Raw genomic sequence first — 14,557 nt, forward strand, 5'->3', positions numbered from 1 at the left:
GAGCAGGCCTTGGCCCCATCAGCACGGACGACCAGGCACATTTTCGTCACCGGGGGCGTTGCCTCCTCGCTGGGTAAGGGCCTCACCGCCTCCAGCCTCGGCAACCTGCTGACCGCGCGCGGGTTGCGCGTGGTGATGCAGAAGCTCGACCCCTACCTGAACGTCGACCCGGGGACGATGAACCCGTTCCAGCACGGTGAGGTCTTCGTCACCGAGGATGGCGCCGAGACCGACCTCGACGTCGGGCACTACGAGCGTTTCCTGGACCGGGCGCTGTCCGGGAAGGCGAACGTCACCACCGGCCAGATCTACTCCGACGTGATCGCCAAGGAGCGGCGCGGCGAGTACCTGGGCGACACCGTTCAGGTCATCCCGCACATCACCAACGAGATCAAGTCCCGGATCCTGGCGATGGCCGACCCGGACGAGGACGGCCAGCTTCCCGACGTGGTGATCACCGAGGTCGGCGGCACGGTCGGCGACATCGAGTCGTTGCCGTTCCTGGAGGCGATCCGCCAGGTCCGCCACGACCTCGGTCGGGACAACTGCTTCTACCTGCACGTCTCGCTGGTGCCGTACCTGGCGCCGTCGGGTGAGCTGAAGACCAAGCCGACCCAGCACTCGGTGGCGCAACTGCGCAACATCGGTATCCAGCCGGACGCCATCGTGCTGCGCAGCGACCGGGAGATCCCGGTGAAGCTCAAGGAGAAGCTGTCGCTCTACTGCGACGTGGACACCGAGGCGGTCGTCGCCGCGCCGGACGCGCCGAGCATCTACGACATCCCGAAGGTGCTGCACCGTGAGGGGCTCGACGCGTACGTGGTGCGTCGGCTCGGGCTCTCCTTCCGGGACGTGGACTGGGCCAGCTGGGACGACCTGCTGGAGCGGGTGCACCGGCCCCGGCACACGGTCACCGTCGCGGTGGTCGGCAAGTACGTCGACCTGCCCGACGCGTACCTGTCGGTGAGTGAGGCGATCCGGGCGGCAGGTTTCGGCCACCGGGCCCGGGTGCAGCTGCGCTGGGTGCCCAGCGACGAGTGCGTCACCCCGGCCGGTGCCGTTGCTGCCCTGGCCGGTGTGGACGGCATCCTCATCCCCGGCGGCTTCGGCGTCCGCGGCATCGAGGGCAAGATCGGCACCGCCCGGTACGCCCGGGAGAACGGCATCCCGCTGCTCGGCCTCTGCCTCGGTCTGCAGTGCATGACCATCGAGGTGGCCCGGCATCTGGCCGGCCTGGACGGCGCCAACTCGTTGGAGTTCGACGAGCAGGCCGCGCACCCGGTCATCGCCACGATGGCCGACCAGGAGGACATCGTCGCCGGCAAGGGCGACCTGGGCGGCACCATGCGGCTCGGGGCGTACCCGGCGACGCTGACCGAGGGCTCGATCGTCGCCGAGGCGTACGGCAGCACCGACATCAGCGAGCGGCACCGGCACCGTTACGAGGTGAACAACGCCTACCGGGACGCGCTGACCCAGGCGGGTCTGCGCTTCTCCGGCACCTCGCCGGACGGCCGGCTCGTCGAGTTCATCGAGCTGGACCGGAGCCTGCACCCGTTCTTCGTGGCCACCCAGGCGCACCCGGAGCTGAAGAGCCGCCCCACGCGCCCGCACCCGCTGTTCGCCTCGTTCGTCAAGGCCGCGGTGGCGTACTCGCAGGCCGACCAGCTGCCCGTCGACCTGGACGCGGCGACGGAGGCCCCGACGACGCACAAGGCCGCCCGCAACGGCGCCGCGACGAAGGCGGCGTCCGCGTCGTGACCGAGGTCGAGCACCGCTACGAGGTGCGTTCCCGCGAGGAGCGCTACCGGGGGCGGATCTTCGACGTGGTCACCGAGGAGGTGACCATGCCGGGCGGCGGGACCGCGCGGCGGGACCTCGTCCGGCACGTCGGGGCGGTGGCCGTGGTGGCGCTCGACGACGCCGGCCAGGTGGTGCTGATCCGGCAGTACCGGCACCCGGTCGGGCGGCACCTGTGGGAGCTGCCGGCCGGGCTGACGGACGTCTCCGGTGAGGAGTTGCCGGCCGCCGCGTTGCGGGAGCTGGCCGAGGAGGCTGATCTCACCGCCGGCCGCATCGACGTGTTGGTCGACCTGCACAGCTCGCCCGGGTTCACCAACGAGCTGGTCCGGGTCTACCTGGCCCGGGAGTTGGCCGACGTGCCGGCCGACGAGCGCCACGAGCGCAGCGACGAGGAGGCCGACCTCCAGATCGTCCGGATCGACCTGGACGAGGCGGTCGGCATGGTCCTGACCGGCGAGATCACCAACGCCTCCGCGGTGGCCGGGCTGCTGGCCGCGGCCCGCGCCCGGGACACCGGCTGGTCGGCGCTGCGCCACGCGGACGTGCCGCTGCCGCGCTGAGAGTCGCCGCCGGGGCCGCACAGGTGGCATCGACGAGGAGTACGCGCAAAAGGGCCACGCGGCATGCCGCGTGGCCCCTTGCTGTTGGTCCGGTCAGGTCAGTCGCGCAGCGGCCGGCCCTGGGCGTCGGTGCCGCCGTTCACCAGGATCAAAATGCCGTCGATGATGCCCCAGAGCGCGCCGACACCACAGGTCACGAGGCTCACCACGAGCTGAAGCACAGCGATCTTGGTGTGTCCGGTGTAGAACCGACCGGCGCCGAAGGTGCCGAGCAGGATGCCGAGGATGCCCGCGACGACCTTGCTCTTGTCGGAGTAACCGGGGGCGTACCCCGGCTGGTAAGGAGGAGTGGTCATGGGCGGACACGCTAGTGATCCACTCGTCTTTTGTCCGCACCGGCATCCGCCAGATGGGACGATAATGGGCTAACACTGTCCTGTCGGCTGAGGTTGCCTCCCACCGTCGGGCCCGGTCGGTCGCCCTGACATTCCGTCAGGACACCCGGCTACCGGATGCCACTGTGCTGGCTCGCGGCGGCACCGGGCGCGCCTAGACTGCCGCCGGGGGGACCGGCGGACCGTGGTGGCACTGGGGCCATCGCGGCACCGACAGTCGGGGGAGAGCAGCCCCGAAGAGAGGTGTCTGCATCGTGAAGGTCGGAATCCCCCGCGAGGTCAAGAACCACGAATACCGCGTGGCGATCACGCCAGCGGGCGTCAACGAGTTCACCTGCGGCGGCCACGAGGTCTTCATCGAGTCCGGCGCCGGGCTCGGCTCCAGCATCACCGACGAGGAGTTCGCCGTCGCCGGCGCGAAGATCCTGACCACCGCCGACGAGGTGTGGGAGACCGCCGAGCTGGTGCTCAAGGTCAAGGAGCCGGTCGCCGAGGAGCACCACCGGATGCGCGAAGGCCAGGTGCTCTTCACGTACCTGCACCTGGCTGCCTCCAGGGAATGCACCGACGCGCTGATCAACCGCAAGGTCACCGGCATCGCGTACGAGACCGTCGAGCTGCCCGACCGGTCGTTGCCGCTGCTCGCCCCGATGTCCGAGGTGGCTGGTCGGCTCGCCCCGCAGGTCGGCGCCTTCTACATGATGCGTACCGGCGGTGGGCGCGGCGTGCTCCCGGGCGGTGTTTCCGGGGTGTACGCGGCCAAGACCGTGGTCATCGGCGCCGGGGTCTCCGGCCTGAACGCCGCCGCGATCGCGTTGGGCCTGCAGTCCGAGGTGCTGCTGCTGGACAAGAACGTCGCCCGGCTGCGCTCGGCCGACGCCATCTACCGCGGCCACCTGCAGACCGTCGCCTCCAACGCGTACGAGGTCGAACGGGCCGTGCTCGACGCCGACCTGGTCATCGGCGCGGTGCTGGTGCCCGGCGCCAAGGCACCGAAGCTGATCTCCAACGAGTTGGTCTCCCGGATGAAGCCGGGCAGCGTGCTCGTCGACATCGCCATCGACCAGGGCGGCTGCTTCGAGGACTCGCGCCCCACCACGCACGCCGACCCGGTGTACAAGGTGCACGAGTCGATCTTCTACTGCGTCGCGAACATGCCCGGCGCGGTGCCGAACACCAGCACGCACGCCCTGACCAACGTCACCCTGCCGTACGCCCTGGAGTTGGCCAACCACGGCTGGCGTGAGGCACTGCGCCGCGACCCGGCGCTGGGGCTGGGCCTGAACACCCACGACGGCCACGTCACCTACGGCCCGGTCGCCGAGGCGCACGGCATGGACGTGCTCCCGCTGGCCGAGGCGCTGGCCTGAGCGGTGGCGGGCTGACCGGCGATCCGGACTCCGCCGGCGGGGGCGAACAGCCCACGCCGGCCCTGCGCCGTGCCGTCCGCGGCTACCTCGACCACCTCACCGTCGAACGTGGTCTGTCCGCGAACACGCTGGCCTCGTACCGTCGGGATCTGGACCGCTATCTCGCGACCCTGGCCGAGGCTGGTGTCGCCGACCTCGCGTCGGTCGGCGCCGGCCTCGTCGAATCGCACCTGGCGCGGCTGCGCGCGGGCGACGACGCACACCCGCCGCTGGCGGTCTCCTCCGCCGCCCGCGCGGCCAGCGCGGTACGCGGCCTGCACCGCTTCGCCCTGCGCGAAGGGCTGGCCGGCGCCGACCCCAGCCGCGACGTCCGCCCGCCCACCCCGCCACGCCGGCTGCCCCGGGCGTTACCGGTCGACGACGTGGTCCGGCTGCTGGAGACCGCCGGCCCGATCACCGCGACCGGCGACGACGCGCCCCTCGCGCTGCGGGACCGGGCGCTGCTGGAGTTTCTGTACGGCACCGGCGCGCGGATCTCCGAAGCGGTCGGCGCCGCCGTGGACGACCTCGACACCGACGAGGGCACCGTGCTGCTGCGTGGCAAGGGCGGCCGGGTGCGGCTGGTGCCGATCGGTGGGTACGCCGTCGACGCGGTCCGCGCCTACCTGGTCCGGGCCCGCCCCGGGCTGGCCGCCGCCGGGCGAGGCACCCCGGCGGTCTTCCTCAACGCCCGCGGCGGCGCGCTGTCCCGCCAGGGCGCCTGGGGCATCCTGCGCCGTGGCGCGGGCCGGGCCGGGCTGCCCGTCGACGGGCCCGCCGCCGTTTCCCCGCACACCCTGCGCCACTCGTACGCCACCCATCTGCTCGACGGCGGCGCCGATGTGCGGGTGGTGCAGGAACTGCTCGGCCACGCGTCGGTGACCACCACGCAGGTCTATACCCTGGTCACCGTCGAGCGGCTGCGCGAGGTGTACGCCACCGCCCACCCGCGCGCCCGGGGCTGAACCGGTCACGGTCGGTGCCGACACGCCGGGCCGGTGCCGAACCCCCTGCTGGTCGGTGGCGTACAGTCGGCATCGGCGCGGACCTCCTGGGGCGACACGACTGGGGTGCGCAGCGGCGCCGCGAAGGACGTCGGACGGCTCCGACGCCGGGTGGGTCGTCGGGAGGGGGCAACGAGCACATGGCTGGCAACGGTGACCGTGCCGAGACCTGGACGTCGGAGCTCCGCGAGCAGCAGGCCACGCTTGGCGCGGACCTCGGTCCTGCGGACCCGGCTGCCTACACGATGCGCAAGCCTATCCCCGAGCCGATGCCCACCGATCGGCACGGCCCGGCGCGCATCATCGCGATGGCCAACCAGAAGGGCGGCGTCGGCAAGACCACCACCACCATCAACCTGGGCGCGGCCCTTGCTGAGTACGGTCGCAAGGTGCTGCTGGTCGACTTCGACCCGCAGGGCGCGCTCTCGGTGGGTCTGGGAGTCAACCCGCACAACCTCGACCTGTCCATCTACAACCTGCTCATGCAGGACGACATCCTCGCCGAGGACGTCGTCATCAAGACCGACGTCGCGGGGCTGCACCTGCTGCCGGCCAACATCGACCTCTCCGCCGCCGAGATCCAGCTCGTCAACGAGGTGGCCCGGGAGATGGCCCTGGCCCGGGTGCTGCGCACGGTCCGCAAGGAGTACGACTACATCCTGATCGACTGCCAGCCGTCGCTCGGCCTGCTGGCGATCAACGCGCTGACCGTCGCGCACGGTGTGCTCATCCCACTCGAGTGCGAGTTCTTCAGCCTGCGTGGCGTGGCGCTGCTGCTGGACACCATCGACAAGGTGCGTGAGCGGCTCAACTTCGACCTGGAGCTTGAGGGCATCCTCGCCACCATGTACGACAGCCGCACCACACACTGTCGGCAGGTGCTCCAGCGGGTCGTCGAGGCGTTCGGTGACAAGGTCTACCAGACGGTCATCACCAAGACGGTGAAGTTCCCCGAGTCCACCGTGGCCGGTGCCCCGATCACGACGATGGACCCGGCGTCCTCCGGGGCACGCAACTACCGTCAGCTGGCCCGCGAGGTGATCGCCGCCCAGTCGGAGCGGTAGCCGGACCGCCCGGTGCCCGCCTCGTGGACTACGGTCGTCCGGTGACCGCGCCACCCCTCGACCCGCCCGAGGCCGCTGCTCCGGCCGTGGTCGATGGCGTGCAGCCAGCTGGTTTCACGGTGCGGCTGGCAAACTTCACCGGCCCGTTCGATCTGCTGCTGCAACTGATCGGCAAGCACAAACTCGACGTCACCGAGGTGGCCCTGCACACGGTCACCGACGAGTTCATCGCCTACATCCGGGCCATGGGCGACAACTGGGACCTGGACGAGGCCAGCGAGTTCTTGCTCATCGCCGCAACCCTGCTCGACCTGAAGGCGGCCCGGCTGCTGCCCTCCGCCGAGGTCGAGGACGAGGCGGACCTCGCCCTGCTGGAGGCACGGGACCTGCTCTTCGCCCGGCTGCTCCAATACAAGGCGTACAAGGAAGCGGCGGCGCACATCGCCGAGCTGGAGGCCGTCGGCGGCCGGCGGTATCCGCGGGCGGTCAGCCTCGAACCCCGGTACGCCGAAGCGCTGCCCGACCTGGTGCTCGGCATCGGCCCCCAACGGCTGCTGAAGCTGGCCGTGAAGGCGATGACCCCGAAGCCGGTGCCGGAGGTCTCGATCGCCCACGTGCACATGGTCCGGGTCAGCGTCCGAGAACATGCGGCGATCCTCACCGCCCGGCTGCGCCGGGCCGGCACGGCCACGTTCTCCCTGCTCTGCGCCGACTGCGAGGCGACGCTGGAGGTGGTGGCGCGCTTCCTCGCGCTGCTGGAGCTGTATCGGGAGGGCCTGGTGTCGTTCGTGCAGGAGCAGGCCCTGGAGGAGCTGACCGTGCGCTGGACGGGCCCGGTCGACGGCGACACCGAGTTGCACGTCGACGAGTACGCCGGCACCCCGGCCGACGAAGAGCCCACCAGCGAGGCCGAGCCGGTGGTGGTGGCTGAGTCTTTGGTGGCTGAGTCGGAGGTGGGCGGCGTGTCGGTGGGGGAGGCCGGGGGATCGGTCGCGATGGGAACGACGGAGGGTGCTCAGGATGAGTGACGAGGAACGCCGGGACTCCGGGGATTCCCTGGCCGATCAGGCCGCCGCCTGGATCCCCCCGTGGGAGCGTCCCCGCCGGCCCGCTTCCACCGCCGCCGAAGCCAACGACGACAGCGGCGCCGAAGTGCCGCCGGACCCGTCCGTCACGGACCCGCCCGTTACCGCCACGCCCGCTACCGCCGCGCCCGCCGTTGGGGCAGATCTCGGGGGGAAGCCGCCCCTGCAGGGGCCGGAATCTTCGGACGAGCCGGGTGAACCGACTGAAGCGGTCGAGTCGCTTGAGGCGGACGAGCTCGTTGAGCTGGGCGGTGCCGGTGGGGACCCGGCCGGCAGCGCTGTGGAGGCGGCGGGCGCTCAGGCCGTACCCCGTCGACAGCCGGCGGTCCGGCGGCGGGTGCCCGTCGTGCCGGAGCCCGCGCCCGAGCTTTCCGACGCCGAGTTGCGCGGCGCCCTGGAGGCGATCCTGCTGGTGGTCGACGAGCCGGTCAGCGAGTTGGTTCTGGCTCAGGTGCTGGAGCAGCCAGCCGAACGGGTCGGGCCGATGCTCGACGAGATCGCCGCCGGCTACACCTCGGCCGGGCACGGGTTCGAGTTGCGTCGGGCGGCCGGCGGGTGGCGGCTGTACACCCGGCCGGAATACGCTACGTACGTTGAGCGGTTCGTGTTGGACGGGCAGTCCGTACGGCTGACCCAGGCGGCGTTGGAGACGCTCGCCGTGGTCGCCTACAAGCAGCCGGTGACCCGTTCGCGAATCTCAGCCATCCGGGGTGTGAACTGCGACGGCGTCATCCGTACGCTGGTCACCCGCGGCCTCGTCGAGGAGTGCGGCACCGAAACGGACAGCGGGGCGTTCCTGTACCGGACCACCACGTTGTTCCTGGAGAAGCTCGGGCTGAACACCGTTGACGAGCTGCCGCCCCTCGCACCCTTCCTGCCCGACGACGTAGAAGAGCTTGCTGATGCGACCCGATAATCGTTCCCCCAAACCCGACGCCCCTGTCTACGAGGGGGCTGAGCGCCTGCAGAAGGTGCTCGCCGCCGCCGGCGTGGGCTCCCGGCGCGCCTGCGAGGACCTGATCTTCCGTCGCCGGGTCACGGTGGACGGGCGCGTCGCCAAGCTCGGCGACAAGGTCGACCCGGCCACCGCCGTGATCCACGTGGACGGCGAGCGCCTCCAGGTCGACACTCGCCTGGTCTACGTGGCGATGAACAAGCCGCGCGGGGTGGTTACCACCATGGCGGACGATAAGGGACGCAACGAGCTGGCCGAATTCATCGGCAACCGGGTGGAGCAGCGGGTCTATCACGTGGGGCGGCTCGACGCGGACAGCGAGGGCCTGCTGCTGCTCACCAACGACGGCACCCTCGCGCACAAGCTCATGCACCCGTCATACGAGGTGCTGAAGACCTACCTCGCCGAGGTGGTCGGGCCGATCCCGCGCAACCTGAGCAAGCGGCTGCTGGCCGGCGTCGAGCTGGAGGACGGGCCGGTCAAGGTCGACTCGTTCAAGGTGGTGGACACCCTGGGCAAGAGCGCCCAGGTGGAGCTGAGCCTGCACGAGGGGCGCAAACACATCGTCCGGCGTCTGATGGACGAGGTCGGTCACCCGGTCACCCGGCTGGTGCGTACCTCGATCGGGCCCATCCGGCTGGGCGAGCTGCGGACCGGACGGATCCGGCGGTTGACCAACGCCGAGGTCGCCGCCCTGTTCGAAGCGGTGAGTGACTGAGCCCACGGGTTCGGGGTACGGCTGCCGGTAGGCTCCGTGACGGCCGAGACGCGGCCGCTGGAGGTGGCGTGGGTCGCCTCCGGCGGTGTCGCGCGCGGGTCCAGCAGAGGACCCGGGCATGATTGATGACGATGGACAACCGCTTGCGGCGCCAGATCACCGGGCGATCCGCGAGGTACGGGCTGAGGAGGACACGGTGGAGGAAAACGTACGGGCCGGGCGATGTGTGGTCGCTGTGGACGGGCCGTCCGGTTCGGGTAAGTCCACCGTGTCGCGGCGGCTCGCCGCCGGCATCGGTGCGCGTTACCTGGACACCGGGGCGATGTACCGGGCGATCACGTGGGCCGTGCTGCGCTCCGGCGTGGATCTCGCCGACGCCGCGTCGGTGGCCAAGGTCGCCAGCGAGGCCGACCTGCGCATCGGCACCGACCCGCAGGGGTACGGCGTGACCGTCGACGGCGTGGGCGTGGACGCGGAGATCCGTGGCACAGAGGTGACCGGGGCGGTCTCCGCCGTCGCCGCGGTGCCGGCGGTCCGCGAGCTGCTGGTCGCCCGCCAGCGCGAGATGATCGTCAACGCCGGTCGGATGGTGGTCGAGGGGCGTGACATCGGCGCGGTCGTGGCGCCGGACGCCGACCTGAAGGTCTTCCTGACCGCCTCCGAGGCGGCCCGTGCGGCCCGGCGCAGCGCCGAGGACGCCGCCGATGTGGCGGCCACCGCCGCTGACCTGGCGCGGCGAGACCGTCTCGACTCGACCCGCAAGGTCAATCCGCTGGCGCAGGCGCCCGACGCGGTGGTGCTGGACACCACCGAGCTGGGCATCGACGAGGTCGTGGCGCGGCTGCGCGACCTGCTCACCGAGCGGGGTGTCGCATGAGTAGCGAGGGTGCCGGGTGGATCGAGTTGCGTGAGCCCGACGTCGCCGTCGAGGAGCCGACCGGCCCGCAGCCGGTGGTGGCCGTGGTCGGCCGCCCCAACGTGGGCAAGTCCACCCTGGTCAACCGGATCATCGGCCGCCGGCAGGCGGTCGTCGAGGACGTACCCGGTGTGACCCGGGACCGGGTGCCGTACGACGCGCAGTGGAACGGCCGGGCGTTCACCGTGGTGGACACCGGCGGCTGGGAGCCGGACGCCAAGGACCGGGCCGCGGCCATCGCGGCGCAGGCCGAGACGGCGGTCGTCACCGCCGACGTGGTTCTCTTCGTGGTCGACGCGATGGTCGGCTCCACCGACGTGGACGAAGCCGCGGTGAAGATGCTGCGGCGCAGCGCCAAGCCGGTGATCCTGGTGGCGAACAAGGCCGACAACACCTCCATCGAGATGGAGGCGACCTCGCTCTGGTCGCTCGGTCTCGGGGAGCCTTTCCCGGTCTCCGCGCTGCACGGGCGGGGCTCCGGCGACCTGCTGGACGCCATCCTCGCCGGGCTGCCGGAAGCGCCGACGATCGTGGAGAACCGGCCGCGCGGACCGCGTCGGGTGGCGCTGGTCGGGCGGCCGAACGTGGGCAAGTCCAGCCTGCTCAACCGGTTCTCCGGTGAGGAGCGGGCGGTCGTCGACTCGGTGGCCGGCACCACTGTGGACCCGGTGGACAGCCTGGTCGACATCGGCGGTCAGACCTGGCAGTTGGTGGACACGGCCGGGTTGCGCAAGCGGGTCGGTAAGGCCAGCGGCACCGAGTACTACGCCAGCCTGCGTACCGCCGGCGCGATCGAGGCCGCCGAGGTGGCCGTGGTGCTGCTGGACTCCAGCGAGCCGATCAGCGAGCAGGACCAGCGGATCCTGTCGATGGTGACCGAGTCGGGTCGGGCGCTGGTCATCGCGTTCAACAAGTGGGACCTGGTCGACGCCGACCGCCGGTACTACCTGGACAAGGAGATCGACCGGGAGTTGCGCCGCATCCCCTGGGCGATCCGCTTGAACCTGTCGGCGATGACCGGGCGTGCGGTGGACAAGCTGGCTCCGGCGCTGAACAAGGCCCTGGCCAGCTGGGAAACCCGGGTGCCCACCGCGCATCTCAACCAGTGGCTGACCGCGCTGGTGCAGGCCACCCCCCACCCCGTGCGTGGTGGGCGCGCGCCGCGGATCCTGTTCGCGACGCAGGCCGGGGTGGCGCCGCCCCGGTTCGTGCTCTTCACCACCGGCCCGCTCGACGCCGGCTACCAGCGCTTCGTCGAGCGCAAGCTCCGCGAGGAATTCGGGTACGAGGGCAGCCCCATCGAGATCTCAGTCCGTCCCCGCAAGAAGGTCGGCCCTGGCGGTCGAGGCAAGGCGCACGGCTGACCCGTACGTCGGAAAATGCCGGATGGGCCCTCGCGCCCATCCGGCATTTCCTACCCCACTCTCCTAGGATGCTGTAGGGGTTGTGCGGTGGTTCGGGCGACTCTCGATCCGGGTGGGGCCTGTGCGGACGACCTGGGGCTGCTGCGCTAAGCTGTAGCGGTTGTCGCGGGGGAAACCGCGCGAGGGCGGGACGTGGCGCAGCTTGGTAGCGCACTTGACTGGGGGTCAAGGGGTCGTCGGTTCGAATCCGGCCGTCCCGACAGTAAAAAAGCATGTCAGGGCCTTGATTCACTTCGGTGGGTCGAGGCCTTCTTGCTGTTCCGTCTCACAATTCATCACGTACGCGCGTACTGCTAAGTTTCGTGTCACGGGAGTCAGCCGAACAGGCCCGATTCGAGGTGCTCGGCCGCCACCTTCAGGTGGCTGCTGTCCGGGTGGACGTAGACCCGCTTGGCCAGCGTGCCGCCGTCCGCGTGACCGGCCCAGGCCGCCAGCACGACGTCCGGTACTCCGGCGCCAGCGAGGTAGGTCAGGCAGGCGTGCCGGGCGTCGTACGGCCGGACCTTGCGGACCCCGACCTTTGCCATCAGCTCGTACACCCGGCGGCGGAGCCAGTCGGTACGTTGCGGCTGACCGAGTTCGTTGACCAAGACGTAGCCGCTGTCGACGTAGACGTCGCCCGCCTTCAGGCGCTCCTTCTTCTGCAAGGTCTGGAACGACTTCAGCGCCTTGGTGACCGTCGCCGGCATTGGTAGCCCGCGCTTGCCGGCTGCGGACTTGGCCGCCTTCTCCTCGATCTCGCCGTCGACGAGCGTCCGCGTGTTCTCCCCGGCCGCGATCGTGCCGGCCTCGAAGTCGACATCGGACCAGCGCAGGCCACATACTTCAGCGGGTCGCAGGCCCATCAGTGACAGCAGGCAGGGTGCGTACAGGCGTTCGCCGGTGATGCCGGTTAGGAACGCCTTCACCTCCTCCTGGGTCCAGGGCTTGCGCTCCGCCCGTGCCTCAGTAGCAGCCTTCGCCGCTGCCCTCGGGATAGCCACGAACGCTGCGACGTTCCGCACCACGAGCTGGCGGCGAACCGCGACGTTCAGTGCCGTTCGGAGCCGACCGAGAGTCAGGCGCACCGATCGGACACCCAGCCCGGTTCCCGGCTTGCCGCCGCGGCGCCGCCCCTCCGTCAGCATCCAGTCGATCAGCGCCTCGATGTCGGCCTCGGTGACGTCCTGGAGCGGCTTACTGCCGAGACGGGCTCGAACCGGGAGGAGCGCGTCGCGGTAGTTCGCTGCGGTGGCCTTCTCGACATCGCGGGTGGCGGACGTCAACCACTCGTCGAGAAACTCGTCAACGGTGATCTTGCCGGGCTTGACGTACGTGCCGCGGTCGGTCTCGTGCTTGATCCTCGCGTACTCCGCCTTGGCCTTCTTCCTGGTGTCGAAGGTGTAGGTCCGCTGGTCTCGTCGTCCGTCCGGCTTGCGCCCGACGTCAACGACGAACCGGTAACGGGTCTTGCCGCTGCGAAGAGTGACCTTCTTGATCGGGTCCGAGGTGCTCACGTCGGTCTTGTTCCTTTCTCTGGGCTGGGGCTGGCGCCCTGCCTTCAGTGTTTGAGGCGACAGCGAGCTTGATGCAATGGTACCTAAAAGCGGTACCAAATAGCGGGCCTGAGATAGCACGCGCGTTGGCGGTTGGTGATAGGCGATGTGAGATGTGGGAACCTCAACTCGTCATCCAGCCGTTTGTGCTCGCCGAGGAGTTGAGGCATGCCGCGACAGCGTCCTGTCGCCGAGAACCTGCCGCCGTTGCCGGCGCGCGAGAAGCGGGATCAGCAGGTCAAGATCCGGCTCACACCTTCCGAGATGGAAAGGCTGGCGGTGATGCGGCCTGACCTCACGCCGTCCGGGATTGTCGCGCTGCTCGTCGACGACGTGCTCGCCGGGCGGTACCGGCCGGCGTGGGCGGCCGCTGCGCCCGACGAGGCGGGCCGTCAGCGAGAGACGTAGTCAGGTGTCCGTCCGGGCTGGAGGGTCCTCGCGGCCGGGCTGCTGCCGTTCGATGCCGACGAGCCTGAGCAGGTCCGCCGTGCGTACGCGGTAGGTGGTTCCGATCCGTAGCACCGGGCAGGGGAAGGCGCCGCTCTTCGCCAGTTCGTATGCCTTCGTGCGGCCGACGCCGAGAGCGCGAGCGGCGGTCGCGAGATCGACCATCGCGGGTAGTTGGAGTAGCTCGTCCCGGTGTTGAGAGTGCTGACGGTCATCACCCTGCTCCTTAGGTCGAGGGGAGCGGACGCCGGGGCGTCCGGCTGGAGAGTTACGGTCTGGCATGCCTCGACACGACCATCCGGTCTGCGTGTTGCTTGTGGCGCTACCTCTCCTCGGCTCGTAGGCCAGAGCGCTGGTAGCGCCTCGTCATCCGGCAACCGTCACTACCGAGAGCATTGACGGCAGCGCAACCGGCTTGGCCGCAGATTCACGGGATGGCAGCTCGGCAGCTTGATTGCGCCAGGTCGGGTGATGTGGCGGTCGGCGAGGATCACCTACTCTCGCGATCTCGCCGAGCGACACGATCTCCCCCGCGAGGGTGAGGTTGTTGGCTCCGCCTGAAACTGACCCCGTGGTTCCGGGCTGAATTTTGACCCCTTCCGGTCGAGCCCTTCTGGCAAAGGTGCTCGGCCGACCGGGGAGACCGAGTGCTGCGACAGCGAGAGCGAGGAAGAGCGGACATGGTCGAGCACTTCGAGGGCACCGACATGGTGGAGGACGACGAGGGGTGGTGCCACCTGGTCGACGCCGTGTTCGTCGCCCCTGAGGACTGGGTTGAATACACACGGATTGCGTTCGAGGGCGACGACGCCATGTACTTCGTTTGCGAGGGGCTTTCTGCTGCCGCCGACGAGAGCGGCCAGCTGCTCTACTTCCGGCCGGACGTGTGGTACGAGCATCACCTGTCCGGGGTCATGCGCACCGAGGAAGACCCTCAGAGCTGGTCGTTAAAGTTCGACCGGTTTGTTTCGACAGTGGTTTCCGGATCGATGGATCGGCTGTTCTTCACCGGTTGGTTAGCGCAGAGCGGCAACGACAGCAAGCGGACGGTGAACTGGCGGCTCACCATCCCGCCTAGTTGAGGCTCCGCGGCCGCCGGTCGCGCGGCGACTCTAGGGATGCCGATCGATGTCTTCCTGGCCGGCGTAATGCCCATCCACGGCTCGGGCTGGACGACGTTCCGGCCGCCATCCGATCTTTGGATCGGCGGCACCGCGCCGTGGACGCCCGGTGTATGGACGC

General features: G+C 70.0%; 15 protein-coding genes and 1 tRNA gene. 13 read left to right on the top strand and 3 right to left on the bottom strand.

All coding sequences use genetic code 11. The features are described 5' to 3' along the window. Positions 1–9 precede the first annotated feature (9 nt). Positions 10–1,761, top strand: a complete 1,752-nt coding sequence (locus OG811_RS22385; RefSeq protein ID WP_406068436.1) for a CTP synthase — start codon at positions 10–12, stop codon at positions 1,759–1,761. Next, positions 1,758–2,363 (top strand): NUDIX domain-containing protein, encoded by a 606-nt coding sequence (locus tag OG811_RS22390; RefSeq protein ID WP_406068438.1) that lies wholly within the window; start codon positions 1,758–1,760, stop codon positions 2,361–2,363. Before OG811_RS22385 ends, OG811_RS22390 begins: the two co-directional genes overlap by 4 nt. 98 nt (positions 2,364–2,461) lie before the next feature. On the opposite strand, the gene OG811_RS22395 is transcribed toward OG811_RS22390, so the two are convergent. Then, positions 2,462–2,785, bottom strand: a complete 324-nt coding sequence (locus tag OG811_RS22395) for a TM2 domain-containing protein (RefSeq protein WP_406075864.1) — start codon at positions 2,783–2,785, stop codon at positions 2,462–2,464. A 227-nt stretch (positions 2,786–3,012) separates the two neighbouring features. Here OG811_RS22395 and ald point away from each other — a divergent pair, with 227 nt between their 5' ends. The 9 genes from ald to OG811_RS22440 all read left to right on the top strand — a co-directional run bounded on the left by ald (position 3,013) and on the right by OG811_RS22440 (position 11,533). Then, complete coding sequence (ald, locus tag OG811_RS22400) at positions 3,013–4,128, top strand: alanine dehydrogenase (RefSeq protein WP_406068440.1); 1,116 nt, start codon at positions 3,013–3,015, stop codon at positions 4,126–4,128. A gap of 11 nt (positions 4,129–4,139) precedes the next feature. Continuing rightward, positions 4,140–5,132 carry a site-specific tyrosine recombinase XerD gene (locus OG811_RS22405; RefSeq protein WP_406075866.1) on the top strand — a complete coding sequence of 331 codons (993 nt, stop codon included), beginning with the start codon at positions 4,140–4,142 and terminating at the stop codon, positions 5,130–5,132. A gap of 179 nt (positions 5,133–5,311) precedes the next feature. Then, positions 5,312–6,235: a ParA family protein gene (locus OG811_RS22410; RefSeq protein WP_124817891.1), complete on the top strand. Its 924-nt coding sequence runs from the start codon at positions 5,312–5,314 to the stop codon at positions 6,233–6,235. 41 nt (positions 6,236–6,276) lie between these two features. After that, positions 6,277–7,263, top strand: coding sequence for a segregation and condensation protein A (locus OG811_RS22415; protein WP_406068442.1), 987 nt, complete (start codon positions 6,277–6,279; stop codon positions 7,261–7,263). After that, positions 7,256–8,236 (top strand): SMC-Scp complex subunit ScpB, encoded by a 981-nt coding sequence (scpB, locus tag OG811_RS22420; protein WP_406068443.1) that lies wholly within the window; start codon positions 7,256–7,258, stop codon positions 8,234–8,236. The genes OG811_RS22415 and scpB overlap by 8 nt, the downstream gene beginning before the upstream one ends. Further along, positions 8,223–8,993 (top strand): pseudouridine synthase, encoded by a 771-nt coding sequence (locus OG811_RS22425; protein ID WP_406068445.1) that lies wholly within the window; start codon positions 8,223–8,225, stop codon positions 8,991–8,993. Before scpB ends, OG811_RS22425 begins: the two co-directional genes overlap by 14 nt. A gap of 196 nt (positions 8,994–9,189) precedes the next feature. Further along, a complete protein-coding gene (gene cmk, locus OG811_RS22430; RefSeq protein WP_406075867.1) occupies positions 9,190–9,870 on the top strand; it encodes a (d)CMP kinase in 681 nt (226 codons plus the stop codon). Further along, positions 9,867–11,273, top strand: coding sequence for a ribosome biogenesis GTPase Der (gene der / locus OG811_RS22435; protein WP_406068447.1), 1,407 nt, complete (start codon positions 9,867–9,869; stop codon positions 11,271–11,273). The genes cmk and der overlap by 4 nt, the downstream gene beginning before the upstream one ends. A gap of 186 nt (positions 11,274–11,459) precedes the next feature. Continuing rightward, positions 11,460–11,533: transfer RNA gene (locus OG811_RS22440), tRNA-Pro, on the top strand. Positions 11,534–11,647: 114 nt separating this feature from the next. Here OG811_RS22440 and OG811_RS22445 read toward each other — a convergent pair. Then, a complete protein-coding gene (locus OG811_RS22445; RefSeq protein WP_406068448.1) occupies positions 11,648–12,829 on the bottom strand; it encodes a tyrosine-type recombinase/integrase in 1,182 nt (393 codons plus the stop codon). Between the two features lie 207 nt (positions 12,830–13,036). On the opposite strand from OG811_RS22445, the gene OG811_RS22450 reads away from it, so the two are divergent. Continuing rightward, entirely contained in the window at positions 13,037–13,276 is a 240-nt protein-coding gene (locus OG811_RS22450; RefSeq protein ID WP_406068449.1) for a hypothetical protein, read from the top strand. Here OG811_RS22450 and OG811_RS22455 read toward each other — a convergent pair whose 3' ends face one another. After that, positions 13,277–13,480 carry a helix-turn-helix domain-containing protein gene (locus OG811_RS22455; RefSeq protein WP_406068451.1) on the bottom strand — a complete coding sequence of 68 codons (204 nt, stop codon included), beginning with the start codon at positions 13,478–13,480 and terminating at the stop codon, positions 13,277–13,279. A 515-nt stretch (positions 13,481–13,995) separates the two neighbouring features. Here OG811_RS22455 and OG811_RS22460 point away from each other — a divergent pair. Next, positions 13,996–14,397, top strand: coding sequence for a hypothetical protein (locus OG811_RS22460; RefSeq protein ID WP_406068452.1), 402 nt, complete (start codon positions 13,996–13,998; stop codon positions 14,395–14,397). The last annotated feature ends 160 nt before the right edge of the window (positions 14,398–14,557 follow it).

The organism is Micromonospora sp. NBC_01638 (assembly GCF_045209745.1).
Taxonomy (GTDB): Bacteria; Actinomycetota; Actinomycetes; order Mycobacteriales; family Micromonosporaceae; genus Micromonospora.

Coding starts and splice junctions, on each gene's coding strand:
- OG811_RS22410 (WP_124817891.1), top strand. CDS start 5,312: ATGGCTGGCAACGGTGACCGTGCCGAGACCTGGACGTCGGAGCTCCGC.
- scpB (WP_406068443.1), top strand. CDS start 7,256: ATGAGTGACGAGGAACGCCGGGACTCCGGGGATTCCCTGGCCGATCAG.
- OG811_RS22425 (WP_406068445.1), top strand. CDS start 8,223: ATGCGACCCGATAATCGTTCCCCCAAACCCGACGCCCCTGTCTACGAG.
- der (WP_406068447.1), top strand. CDS start 9,867: ATGAGTAGCGAGGGTGCCGGGTGGATCGAGTTGCGTGAGCCCGACGTC.
- OG811_RS22450 (WP_406068449.1), top strand. CDS start 13,037: ATGCCGCGACAGCGTCCTGTCGCCGAGAACCTGCCGCCGTTGCCGGCG.
- OG811_RS22455 (WP_406068451.1), bottom strand. CDS start 13,480: ATGGTCGATCTCGCGACCGCCGCTCGCGCTCTCGGCGTCGGCCGCACG.
- OG811_RS22460 (WP_406068452.1), top strand. CDS start 13,996: ATGGTCGAGCACTTCGAGGGCACCGACATGGTGGAGGACGACGAGGGG.